Origin of the sequence: Jatrophihabitans sp., assembly GCA_036389035.1 — a bacterium.
Taxonomy (GTDB): Bacteria; Actinomycetota; Actinomycetes; order Mycobacteriales; family Jatrophihabitantaceae; genus Jatrophihabitans_A.
In genome coordinates, this window is the sequence record DASVQQ010000011.1 from 417,467 (window position 1) to 430,330 (window position 12,864).

Annotated in this window: 10 protein-coding genes; all 10 read left to right on the forward strand. The window is 63.4% G+C overall.

The features are described from left to right. Nucleotides 1-78 precede the first annotated feature (78 nt). Nucleotides 79-1,209, forward strand: coding sequence for a condensation domain-containing protein (locus VF557_09775; protein HEX8080483.1), 1,131 nt, complete (start codon nt 79-81; stop codon nt 1,207-1,209). A 492-nt stretch (nt 1,210-1,701) separates the two neighbouring features. Then, entirely contained in the window at nt 1,702-3,783 is a 2,082-nt protein-coding gene (locus VF557_09780) for a RiPP maturation radical SAM C-methyltransferase (protein ID HEX8080484.1), read from the forward strand. Nucleotides 3,784-4,403: 620 nt separating this feature from the next. Beyond that, nucleotides 4,404-5,531 carry a glycosyltransferase gene (locus VF557_09785; GenBank protein ID HEX8080485.1) on the forward strand — a complete coding sequence of 376 codons (1,128 nt, stop codon included), beginning with the start codon at nt 4,404-4,406 and terminating at the stop codon, nt 5,529-5,531. Between the two features lie 163 nt (nt 5,532-5,694). Further along, nucleotides 5,695-6,234 (forward strand): SIS domain-containing protein, encoded by a 540-nt coding sequence (locus tag VF557_09790; GenBank protein HEX8080486.1) that lies wholly within the window; start codon nt 5,695-5,697, stop codon nt 6,232-6,234. Beyond that, on the forward strand, nt 6,231-7,757 hold the full coding sequence (locus VF557_09795; GenBank protein ID HEX8080487.1) for an NTP transferase domain-containing protein: 1,527 nt from the start codon (nt 6,231-6,233) through the stop codon (nt 7,755-7,757). Before VF557_09790 ends, VF557_09795 begins: the two co-directional genes overlap by 4 nt. Then, nucleotides 7,754-8,134: a hypothetical protein gene (locus tag VF557_09800; protein HEX8080488.1), complete on the forward strand. Its 381-nt coding sequence runs from the start codon at nt 7,754-7,756 to the stop codon at nt 8,132-8,134. The genes VF557_09795 and VF557_09800 overlap by 4 nt, the downstream gene beginning before the upstream one ends. A gap of 271 nt (nt 8,135-8,405) precedes the next feature. After that, nucleotides 8,406-9,500, forward strand: coding sequence for a Gfo/Idh/MocA family oxidoreductase (locus VF557_09805; protein ID HEX8080489.1), 1,095 nt, complete (start codon nt 8,406-8,408; stop codon nt 9,498-9,500). Nucleotides 9,501-9,600: 100 nt separating this feature from the next. After that, complete coding sequence (locus VF557_09810; protein HEX8080490.1) at nt 9,601-10,782, forward strand: hypothetical protein; 1,182 nt, start codon at nt 9,601-9,603, stop codon at nt 10,780-10,782. Between the two features lie 28 nt (nt 10,783-10,810). Then, nucleotides 10,811-11,812: an aldo/keto reductase gene (locus VF557_09815; protein ID HEX8080491.1), complete on the forward strand. Its 1,002-nt coding sequence runs from the start codon at nt 10,811-10,813 to the stop codon at nt 11,810-11,812. Between the two features lie 54 nt (nt 11,813-11,866). Then, on the forward strand, nt 11,867-12,862 hold the full coding sequence (locus tag VF557_09820; GenBank protein ID HEX8080492.1) for an aldo/keto reductase: 996 nt from the start codon (nt 11,867-11,869) through the stop codon (nt 12,860-12,862). Nucleotides 12,863-12,864 lie beyond the last annotated feature (2 nt).

Here is a 12,864-nt window from a genome sequence, read left to right on the forward strand (position 1 = left end):
GGTCAGGAATACATTTGGCGGGCGCTCGAACCGCACCGACCGAACGAGGGTTGGACAAATATTTACGCAGCCGTCGACGTGGTTGCCAGGGAGCAGCGATCTCCGAATGCCTGCTCGAATACGCTGGCCGAAGTGCTATCGGCATACGAGACGTTCCGGACGCATTTTGAGATAACTGAAAGCAATTCCGTACATCAGCTGGTGCAGCAAAGCGTTTCCGTCCCCGTCATGTCCTTCCCGACCGGCGAGATTCCGCCCGGGTTCCACCCGTCGACCTTCGACGTGACATCGCCGCCGCTTCTTCGAGTGGGCTTCGAGACCGAGGGGGGCGAGGTCGTCCGGGTGCACTTGGTGTGGTCGCACCTGCTGCTCGACGCCTACTCGACAGAGCTGGTCTGCGAACAGCTCACGGCCGCCTTGTCCGGGCTCGACCGTTCCCCTGGCGCGGTGGTGCAACCCGTCGAATGCTCCGCGTGGGAGGTGTCCGAGGACGGCCTCGCGTACAACAGGCGATCGCTCGAACATTGGCGGTCCCAGCTGCCCCACTTCCCGGCTCGTTATGTTGGCATCGGGGCGGGCGAGGAGGCCGGCTTCTTCCTGGGCCGATTGGAGGCGCCCGGAATGGTGGCGGCGGCTACCAGGGCGGCAGCGGCCGCCCGGGTCTCGGCTCCGACTGTCCTGATCGCCGCCGTGGCAGAAACGCTGTGCAGGCTCACCGGAATGAGACAGTTGCCGTTCCTGCTGCGTACCAGTGGCAGGGCCAGAAAACAGGCGCACACGGTCGGACCGATGGCTGAGGACGCCCCCGCTCTCTATTCACCCGCAAGTGATCACAGTGGCGTGCGGGAGTCGTTGTCCACTATGTTCCGCCAACTTCTACGCGCTCAGGAGTACGGGGCGTATAACCCGGCCGACTTGGCATCGATGCTTACGTCGCTGGCGGAGGAGGGATTCGTCCCCGATCGTCGAGTCTTGATCAACTGTCAGCAGGGTGGTGCCAAAGAACTGGCTGCCGCGGCCGCGAACGAATTCCAGTTCGAGTGGATCGGGGAACGGGAATTCGACCCGAGCGTGTGTTATGTGGATATCTTTCCCGCCGATGGCTCCTTCCTCTTCATGCTCGACTCGACTTTCATTTCTCGGAAAAGGTTCGAGGAGGCCGTGCCAATGCTGGTCGGGCTGCCGGACAAGTGGCGTCACGATAGTTGAGCTGTGACTTGCCCTCACCCCAGCGGCGCGCGGCCACAAGCAGATGAAGAAGGCGTTAAGTCCGCAGGCGCGGCCGCCTGCGGCAGGCCGGCATTCCCACGCGTGGAGTCGCCATCAGGGGCTGCACCTTGATGCGGATCGCATCGAGTGCTCTCACCGGCCCACCCGTAGTGCACGGACAAGGTGGCGACGAATCGAGTCAACGGCGCTGGCTGAGCCGGGCGCGACTAAGGCAGTCTTTTCCAAAGCGCATATCCTGTCATAGCACTCGCCACGCATGTCTTGACCTGGCGCTTCCGCTATGACACTGTTGGATGGACTGGCCTGCAGTGCGGGTCGGCCTAGTGTAAACACTGCCGAAGACAATGAAGATTGGTCTGGAACGCCTTCAAAGTCAAGGAATACCGCGTCAGGCCATCAGATGAGGCCCCAGTCAGTCTGCACGCGCCGTTTCACAGTCACAGTGTTCCAGATTTAGGGAGACGTGGCCGTATGGGACAATCGTCATCAGGTCAGCACACCGACGTCGTGCTTGTCTCAGCGCCGTTCGGTCCGCTCCTGCTGCCATCGCTGGGCCTCAGCCTGCTGAAATCCGCTGTTCTTGCGGACAATTCCGAAGTGGGCGTCGAAATCCTTTATCTCACGATCGATTTCGCCAAGCGAATTGGCCCCGAACTGTATACCCGTATTACTGACGGCGACTCGACCTGTAACTTGCTTGGTGAATGGCTGTTCGCAGATGCCGTATTTCCTGACCACGCTATTCCCAGGGATTACATCACCAACATCCTAGGACTCGGCGAGACCTGGACCGAGGAAGCCGCCGACGGCAGCAGAGCCCTGAAGGAAGGGCTGATCCGCGACCTATTGAGCGCCCGCGACATGGTGCCGGGCTTTCTCGAGGAAAGCGCCGCTCGGATCGTGTCGCTATCGCCCGACCTTGTGGGCTTCACGACCGTGTTCGATCAGAACCTCGGCTCGCTGGCCCTGGCACGCGCGGTGAAAGAACTCCTGCCCGACACGCCAATCATTTTCGGGGGCCCGAATTGTGAAGGTGTCATGGGTCAGCAGATCCTCACGAATTTTCCCTGGGTGGACGCCGCAGTGTCGGGTGAGGGTGAGGTTGTATTTCCAGAGATCGTCCGCCGGATCCGTAGCGCTAAGCCGCTCTCCAACCTCTCCGATCTCTCCGGCGTTCGGCTCCGAAAGCCATTGAGTCTGCTGGCTACCAATGCCCAGCTTACGGTCGCGTCCGGTGTCAAGACGATGGATGAGCTTCCCGAGCTGGACTACAACGACTATTTTGAGCAGTATTCCCGCGCGGACTTCCAGTGGGATTCAAAGCCAAGCCTTCTGTTCGAGACGTCTCGTGGTTGTTGGTGGGGGCAAAAACACCACTGCACCTTCTGCGGTCTCAACGGGGCGACAATGCGCTTCAGAAGCAAGTCGAGCAACCGCGCGCTACGCGAGCTCGAGTCGCTTACTAAGCGGCACCCTGGTCTCTCCGTCACAGTGGTTGACAACATCCTTGACTATGCTTACTTCAAGGACATGATCCCCGCGCTCGCCAGGAATTCCGAGAAAGTCGACCTGTTTTACGAAGTCAAGGCCAATCTGCGCCGATCACAGGTGGAGGCGCTTCGAGACGCTGGCATCCGGACGCTGCAGCCAGGCATCGAGAGCCTCGACGACAATATCCTCGACCTCATGCGAAAAGGCGTCCGCGCCTTGCAGAACATCCAACTGCTAAAGTGGTGCAAAGAGGTGGGCATCACTGTCTTTTGGAACATCCTGTACGGCCTCCCGGACGAATCACCAGAGGACTATGCGCGGATGGCGGAGAAGATGCGCAAGCTGAGTCATCTCCCTCCGCCAACCTCTGTTCGCCCGGTCCTTCTGAATCGTTTCAGCCCACTGTTCGAAGAGGCTCAGCAGTTCGGGCTCGCAAACATCCGTCCTGTGCCGGCCTACGACTACATTTATGCACTTGACCGTGAGGCAGTCGCCAATCTCGCATATTTCTTTGATTGTGACTTTCTCGACGGTCGAGATGTCACTAGCTACGCCGCCGATGTCATCGAGTTAGGCAAGGCTTGGAGCATCTCCTATGAGTCAGGCAGCGACCTCTTCTACAGCGTTGCCGACCGCAAGGTGGTCATCTGGGACCTGCGCTCGGAGGCCGTTTCACCACTAACAATCCTTGATGACAGCCTGACGATAGACGTGTTCCTGGCCTGCGATGCGTATCGAAGTGCGAGCGCAGTCCACGAGGCTGTCGCACCGCTCCACGAGGGAATCACGCTATCGGTGATCGAAGATACCCTCGCACTGCTTACCGATAGACGTCTGGCGATCAGTGACGAGAACGCCTATCTGTCGCTGCCCGTGCGGCTGGGTCAATACTCGCCCACTGAGAAGACGATGAAGCGCCTCCACGAGGTGCTCCTCAGCCTGTCCGAGGAACGAGCCGACCGCTTCGTGCTGCGACCCGAGGTGGTTGCCCAGGCAACATTACGTATCGAACCCAAGCCCGCCATGAGCAACACAATTGAGCGGGAGCCAGTAGATGCCTGAACAAACACTGTCGCCCGAAGATTTCGAGTTCACTGCCGCCGGAGAGCTTGTGGTCCATTGGAGAACAGCCGCGAACCGCACCGGCGAATTCCACGATGGAGCGCGTGAGCCAAGCACCTCGGCCCAGCAGCCCACCCCTGAGGGCGCTGGGTCAACCCGGAGTGACGACGGATGACGCTGCCCTTGTCGTCGGTCCTCGGTCAGTCCTGTTGACGCTCGTGGGTCTGGCTGTGTGGGAGATCGAGCTCGCGGTGATTGACGCGCAACGGCTGACGTTGTCCGACCTTCCGCTGGCCCCTCAGTCTGGACGGTGACGCTCTCGACGCGCGGCGGTCAGCGGGATAGGAAGCTGAGGCGATCTGTGGTGACGCTCCTGTCCCTGCCCTGCCGGTGGTGGCCCGTCCGGAAGGTGTTACGCCTACGCCCCGGCGCCAGCGGTTGCTCACGGGTCAGCGGCCGGAATCGGAGGCCGGGATGGCCCGGCGCTCGCTTCACCTGCCGTCGGCCGACCCGCCGGTCACGCACAATGGCATCGCTCGTTCTGCGAAGTCGTCGACGAGGCGGTGCCATTTGTCCCGCCGCGGGACATTAGTCGAACCGTCGATTACTGTCGAATCGAAATGGATGGACGTAACGACATCACGGGACGCGGAGTGAGACTGGCCTTTTTTGATGACTACGGTGAAGTGCCAGGACATCACCCGGATTACATTGTCGGCCTGGGCTTGGCGGCCAAGGCGCCGATTTACTGCCCGGCGAGCTTTCTCAACGGCCGCCCGTCGACGACCGGCCTGATCCACCACGGTATGACCGGTGATGTGGACCGCTCTCCCGGGCCTACCCGGGCCAATCTACAGAAGGCCTATGAGGACGCCGCACGGCTCGGGGCTGATGTTCTTGTCAACCTGTTCCTCGACGAGAACTGGGACGCCTTTCCGATCGAGAGGCAGGGCATGCGGCTGGCGCACGCCCTGCACCGCCCGGGCGCACTCCCGGGCACCCTGGGTGGCATCAACGCTGTCAAGCGCGGTGATGCCGTGGAGGTCCTCAAAACCCTCGCGGAGACCGACATGGTCGTCGTGCACACTGCGGCCGGCTTTCGCCAGGCGGCCCAGTGGATCCCCCCGGACAGGATCATCCGCTTGGGGTGGCCCGCTGCCGCGGTCGAGTCGATCCGTCATCGCTTCGCGGCCGCGGCGTCGGCCGACGGAGTCGGAGACGAGCCGTACGCTCTTCTCATCGGGAGAGGGAACCGCTACAAAGGCATTCGCGTCCTGCTTGAGGCGGTCGGCTCGGGGCTTCCGCTACGGATCGCCGGAAAGCTGGAGGTGGCCGAGGACGCGGCCTGGCTGGCCGGGACTTTTCCTCGCGCGCGGGTGTCGTGGGAGCCGGGATGGGTAGACAACCAGCGGCTGAACGAGCTGATCGCCGGCGCCGGCGTTATCGTGTTCCCCTACCTGTCTGGCTTCGACGCGCACGGCGGGGTCTCCGGTGCGCTGGTCCATGCGATGACCTTCGCCAAGCCGATCATCGTCTCTGAGGAACTGCGCGCGCAGGTGCCGGACCTGGCCTCTTGCCAGGTGGTGCCGACCGGCGACGCGGTCGCGCTGCGGGCGGCTCTGAGCCGGGCGCTGACGAGTCCGGCAGACTTCGGGCAGCCGACTCGGGAACTCGAAGAATATCTGGTCGAGAACCACAGCTATGAACGACATGTCGAGCACTTGGCTAACCGGCTGCCGCACCCCTGACTTATTAAGCAGTGGAAGTGCCAACTCTTGCGCGGCCGAACGGCAAGCGGGTAGTAAGTAAGCAGAGGCGGCGTTGTGCCGCCGGTTAGGCTGGAGACAATTGTCTGGTCGAGGCGTTTCTTGGCAGCAGAGTTTGCAATGTCAGATCGAGAATCTTCGGCACATGGCCGATAACATCGACGAGTCGGAAGTCGTCAAGGCCATGGAAATGATGCGACGCTGCCAGGGCCTCCTGATATTCAGCGGCGTCGGACAGAACCTGCTGCTGGCCGGCAAGGTGGCGTCGACGTTCAGTTCGCTTTCCCTGCGAGCTGTGAGCGCGGACCCGATCGCGGCGTTGCACGGGGGCATGGGCCTGTTCAGGTCGGACGACCTCCTGATCCTCATCTCCAAGAGCGGAGAGACGCCCGAGCTTGTTCGCTTCTTGGACGCGTGCGGGCAAATCGATTATTCGAACACGCTGGGTATCCACTCGTCGCGGGGTTCCACGCTCGCGGCGGGCTGCCGGCACTCGGTCTACGTGCCGATAGAGAGCGAGGCGGACCACCTCGACCTCGCCCCGACGGCCTCGTCGGTCTGCATCCTCGGCTTTCTGCAATCGCTGGCCACCCAACTCGCGAGTGAAGCGGGCCTGTCTGCATCCGCCTTCCGGAGGACGCACCCCGGGGGCACCATAGGCCTCGACCCCGTGCGGATCAGATGAAGCTCGACGAGGTTCCTTACGTGATCGTCCAGGCCGGAGGGCGCGGGTCACGCATGGGACAGCTCACGGCGAACAAACCCAAATGTCTGCTCTCAGTCGACGGAGAGCCGCTTCTTTACCGGCTTTTCCGCCAGCTGCCCCAGGCGCGGTTCATCATCGTCGCGGACTACCGCGCTGATGTCCTGACGGCTTATCTGGAGACAGTGCCCCCGGACGTGGGTTTTGACGTCGTAATGGCGGAGCGCGACGGCACGCTGAGCGGGCTGTCGGCAGCGATCTCCATGGTGGATGACACGTCCGCTTTCCTGGTCCTCTGGTGCGACCTGCTGTTCGAGGAGTTTCCGAAGGAAGACCTGGGCGACCGGTTGCTGGTCGGCCTCAGCGATCAATTTCGCTGCCGCTGGAGCGTTGACGATGATGGGCTGCTGAAGGAAGTGCCCTCCAGCAGCCGGGGGGTGGCAGGCCTGTTCGCGGTTCCCTCGAAGGATCATCTCGGGGACCTCCCGGCCCACGGCGAATTCGTCAGACACCTCAAGCAGTCGTCGACCTCTTTCGACACCGTGGTCCTCCGCGGAATGCGGGAGTTCGGCACCCTGGCCGCGTGGCGGGAGTACGAGGAGCAACACGCGGGGCAGACCACCCGCTTCTTCAACAAGGTGGAGATCAAGGGTCGTGAGGTCGTCAAGACAGCGCGCGCGAACCAGTATGTCCACCTGTTGGAAGCGGAGGCGCGTTGGTATGAGGTGGTCGCCGAGCTCGGGTTTCCGCATGCTCCCCGGCTGCTACGCCACTCCCCGCTCACGATCGAGCGGATCGACGGCACCCACCCGTTCGGGTTGAACCTCGGGTCTGATGGCAAGGCGCAGGTCCTCACTGGGATCATGGACTGCCTCGACCAGTTGCACGGCCTCAGCTCAGCACCCCCGGATCCGGAGTCAGACCGCATCGTGTACCACGAGAAGACGGTCAACCGGCTGTCTTCTATCCGCCGCCTGCTGCCGAACGTCGATCGCCCCTCGTTCGTCATCAATGGGCGCACCTGCCGCAACCCGCTGCATCCCCGCTACGCGGACTGGTTCGACGCGACGATGGATTGTCTGCCGACCGTGGACCATGCCCTCATCCACGGCGATCCGACCTTCTCGAACACCCTGGTGGACAAGGTCGGTGACATATGGCTGATCGATCCCCGAGGTACGTTCGGGCGGGCCGAGTGCTATGGCGATCCGCGGTACGACTGGGCCAAGCTCCTGTATTCGGTCGAGGGCAATTACGATCAGTTCAACCGCCGGAATTTTCGACTGACTGTTTCCGGGCAGGTCGTAGCCCTGGAAATCGCCTCCAATGGATGGGAGCAGCAGGGCCCGCTCATCAGCGAGCGCATCAAAGAGTCCGCAGTTGACATCGAAATCATCCATGCCCTCATCTGGCTCTCGTTGACGGGATACGCGCTCGACGATGTGGATTCCGCTATCGGCGCCTTCTACCAGGGCGTCTACCTCCTGGAGAAGGTTGCGGAATGACAGCTTTCGAGTTGACGCTCAGCAGACTGCCGAAGATCTGGATCATCGATCTCGACGGTGTGGTGTTCCGGCACAACGCCTACCTGGAAGGCGACGACGACGTCCTCGACGGAGCGGCCCGGTTCTGGGAGCAGATCGCACCCGAGGACGTCGTGGTGGTGATGACCGGGCGCTCGGAGAGCGAACGGCCTAGGACTCTGGGTCTACTTGCCGATCTGGGCCTCCGCGTGGACCACGCGATGTTCGGCATGCCAAGAGGAGAAAGGGTGGTCATCAACGACAACAAGCCGTCAGGTCTGCTGACCGCCCATGCAGTGAATCTGCTCCGTGACAAAGGGCTCGGCGACGTGCGGATAACCATAGACGAGACCCTGTAATGGCGTGCGGCCCGGTCCTTCCGGCGGCGGCTTCGTGATGGCGGCCGGCTTACCGACTGCCCCCGCAGGATTTGCCTCGCCGCGGCGGACCAAGGGGCTGCTGCCCTGGCACGCAGAGATCCTGTCAAGTCCGAACGAAATTCTCAGGGCTGGTCGGTGGTTCATTTGTGAGCCGCCGCGGTCGTCATTGATCATTTCCAATCTCGTAAAGTAGGTTACGGACGTGGGGCGCCAAAATGCAGAGGGACAACCTGAGCCCGTCGGCGTGGGCATGGTGGGCAACGGCTTCATGGGCCGAGCGCACACGCTAGGACTGACGGTCGCGAGCCTGCTGGCACCGGATCTCCCGCCGGTCCAGCTGCTGTCGATCTCGGGCCGTGACTCCAACAAGGCTCGGAGGTCGGCCGATCAGTACCGCTACCGAGAAGCGTTCACCGATTGGCGAGCGCAGATCGACAGCGCGGGCCTGACTGCTGTCGACGTGGTGCTGCCCACGGAGCTGCATCACCCCGCAGCCCTGGCAGCCATCAGAGCGGGCCACGCGGTCCTGTGCGAGAAGCCGTTGGCCGTGACGGCGGCCGACGCCTACGAGATGTGGCAGACGGCAGCAGCCGCCGACGTCGTCCACATGTGCGGCTTCAACTTCCGGTTCGCCCCCGCGGTGAGGCTCGCGCACGATCTCGTGGCGAGCGGCGAAATCGGTCAGATCCTTGCCTTCGACGGCTCATTCCTGGAATCTCTCGGTCTTCCGGAATACGACGCCGATTCTGCTGCGGTATGGCCGCCTCCGCCGCAGGACGGGGCGCTGCTCGGACTCGGACCGCACATCTTGGACCTGGCCCTCTGGCTCGCCGGCGAGCCCACGGTGGTCCAGGCGCAAAGCAAGAAGCTCAATCCCTCCTCGGCGGCCCGAGATGATTTCTTCGGCGGCACGTTGCAGTTCAGGTCCGGTGCTCAGGGAACGATCCGTGGGTCTCGGGTGGCGGGCGGCGTCACGAGCGAGTGCAGCTTCACGGTTACCGGGACGAGGGGGGCGCTGCGCTGGGAGTCACCACGGCTCAACGAGCTGTGGCACATCACTCCGGGGCATCGTTCGACCCTCATTGAGGTGACGCGCCCCACCGACCCCTTCATGTCGATGTGGTGGCCGGAGCCGGGCCATCCGATCAGCTGGACCGAAACCTTCATTCACCAGGCTGCGCACTTCTTGCGAGCGGTCGCAGGAATGACGACCGTACGGGAATCCGCCGCTGACTTCGAAGACGGCTACCGCTGCGCTCTTGTGATCGATGCCATGGCAGCCGCCGCTCGCTCCGGTCAGCCAACGCCTCTCGCATGGCCGGCGGCTGGCCTCGCCACCCCATGACGACCACTCCGTTGTTATTGACAGTGATGAGTCAGCACCACTATCCGGTTCGTGGCTACGGGTGTGCGATCGGCTTGCAGATCAGGGGAGGACAGCCAAAGTGCCGGTATCGACCGATGGCGACTGGATAACCGCCACGTCCGTTCAAGCGGGGCTGACGTGGCAGGTCCGGTTCGTCGATGATTTACTCGAGGCCACGCCGGAGACCGTCCCCGACCTGTTCTGGCTCAGCGATCCGGTCTACGCGACCGCGAACATGCCGGGCCCTCGCGCCGTGGTCATCGACCGCAACGTCAAGGTGCTCTTCGGTGACCAGTTCGCCGCGTTGTTCGAGCGCTTCGGCCTCGAACCGATCTGGTTCGAGGCCGAGGGTGGCGAGAATTCCAAGACTCTCGCACAGTACGGCGATCTGGCCGGCAAGCTGCTGTCCTTGGACCTTGACCGGCGCGGGCAGCCATTGATCCTCATCGGCGGCGGCACGATCACGGACATCGGTGGTCTTCTGGCGGCCACGCTCTATCGCGGTATTCCCGCGATCCGGATTCCCACGACTCTGCTCGGACTCTGTGACGCGGGCATCGCGGCGAAGGTGGGCGTCAATCACGCTGGCGTGAAGAACGGACTGGGCGCCTTCGCGCCGGTGCCATTGACGCTGCACTGCCTCCGGCTCTGTTCGACAGAGAGCGAGCGGCGCACGGCGGGCGGCCTGTCCGAGATCAGCAAGGTGGCACTCACCGAGGACCCCGCCCTCTGGGATCTGCTCGTCTCGTACGGTCGCGAACTACGCGAACAGCGAATGCAGCATCCGGTTGGGCGCGATGTGCTCTGGCGGTCGATCATTCCCATGCTGACGGAGCTGGCCGATAATCTGCGTGAGCCTCGCTTGTGGCGAACGATGAACTTCGGCCACTTCATTTCACCTACGGGCGAGATGGTTCCCGGCTCCACGCTGTCGCATGGCGAATGGGTAGCGGTGGACATGGCGTTCTCCCTGGTCCTGTCTATGCAGCGTGGCAGCCTCGTCCCGGACTTGTGTCTGGAAATCCTGTCGGTGCTGGGGCGGACGCTGGGGCTTCCACTCTGGCATGAATCCCTCGGCGATCCAGCAATGTTGAGCGCGGCCCTGCGGGCAACCACTGGTCTCCGTGGCGGACGGCTGCGGTTGCCTGTCCTGCTCGACATCGCGAAGGTCGAGTTCGTCGACGACGTCGATCTCAGCGACCTGGAGCGGGCGGCGTCCGAATTGCGGCAGCAAGCTGCGGTCTTCAGTCGTTCCCACTAGTCACCCGTGGCGGCGAGGAGGAAGTCACATGAAATACCGCACGATGGGCCTGGACCCGGCGACCCGGCGCACGGTGAGCGTGCTCGGTCTGGGCGCGATCAAGTTCGGGAGCGCCGTCGATGAGCGGACGTCGTTCGCGATCCTGGATCGGTATGTGGAGGCTGGCGGAACCTTTATAGACACGGCCAACAATTACGCCTTCTGGTTGACCGGCACTCGGGGCGGGGAGAGCGAGAGCGTACTGGGCCGGTGGCGACGGGCCCGCGGCATCGGCGACGAAGTCACGATCGCCACCAAGCTCGGGGACCGGCCCGTGCACGAGGGCATCAGCATCGACGATGTCGCCAAGTCCAGCAATGTCGAAGGACTCGCGCCGAAGGTGATCCTCGAGTCGGCGATGCAAAGCATGAAACGGCTCGGCGTGGACAAGCTCGACCTGCTGTACGCGCATCAGGACGACATGGCCGTGCCCCAACAGAACGTGGTGGAAGCCTTCGCCGGGCTGGTCTCCGACGGCGTCGTCGGCCTGCTTGGCGTGAGCAACCAATGGTCATGGCGTGTGGAGCGGGCTCGGGTCATTGCCGCCGCGGCCGGGCTTCCCGGTTACGAAGTGCTTCAGTATCAGCACAGCTATCTGCGCAGGCGGACGGACATGCCTGGCTTCCGGACCGTGGACGGCAAGCCCGGCAATGCCGGCGGAGATCTCCTGAGCTATGTCCGAGCGAACCCGGAACTCACCCTCGTGGCATACTCCGCGCTGCTCGGCGGTGCGTATACCCGGGCGGACAAGCCGTTCGATCCCGATCTGGATCATGCGGGTACGCCGATCAGGCTCGCCGCGCTGCGCGCGGTCGCGCAGGAGATCGGGGCGACGCCGAACCAGGTGGTGCTTGCCTGGCTCATCGGCGGGGAGGTTCCCGTCATCCCACTCGTCGGAGCTTCTTCCGTGGCCCAGCTGGAGGAGAGTCTCGCGGCGGTCGATCTGGAGCTGACTCCGGAACAGCGCGCAAAGCTGGACGCCGTCCACTGACCGCAATTCGCACTTCGGCACGTTGCCGGACCAAACGCATGTGAGGAGCGGTACATGCGCTACCGCAAGCTTGGCAGTTCCGATCTCGAGGTCTCGGAGATCGCGCTGGGACTGGTCTACGCCATCGGCGTTGAGGTCGATCTCAATCGCCGCTGTATCGAGGCAGCGTTCGACGCCGGCATCACGTTTTTCAACACCGCCAACGCGTACGGTCGAGGCGCGGCCGAGGAGGCCTTGGGAAATATTCTCTCCCAGCACCGACGCGACTCCTACGTTCTGGCGACTACCGTCTGGGGCCAGATGTCGGACGATGAAACCGACCGAGGGCTGTCGGCGGCGCAGATCGCCAAGCAGATCGATGCCTCACTCCGCCGGCTGCGGGTCGACTTTGTCGACCTCTACCAGGCGCACAGGTTCGACCCCGACGTGCCCGTCGAAGAGACCGTGGAGGCACTGCAGAAGGTGGTTCAGCAGGGAAAGGCACGGTATCTGGGGTTCAGCGAGTGGACGTCGGAACAGATCAACGCCGCCATCGAGATCGGCGGACCAGAGCTGTTCGTGTCGTCCCAGCCCCAGTACTCCTTGCTGTGGCGGGCCCCGGAAGCCGAGATCTTCCGATTGTGCGCCCGCCACCAGATCTCGCACGTCGTCTGGTCACCGCTCGGCGAGGGCGTGCTGACCGGCAAGTACCGGCCCGGGCAGGCGCCGCCGCCCGGTTCGCGGGCGGCCGGCGAGTTGAGGACCAGCTTGATGGACCCGCTGATGTCCGAGCGGACGCTTCAAGCCGTCGAGCGGCTGCGGCCCATCGCCAGCGGTGCTTGCCTGACCATGCCCCAGCTGGCCCTGGCCTGGGTACTGCGTCGTCCTGAAGTCGCCTCCGCGATCACCGGCGCCAGCAATCCCGGCCAGGTGCACGCCAACGCCGCCGCCTCGGCCGTCGTCCTCAGTGACGACGTGCTCGAGGCGGTCGACGAGGCTCTGGGGGACGTGCCGGTCACCGGGCAGAGGCTCGCACCGCTGGCCGAGCCCGGCGTCAGGCACCGCGACTAGCC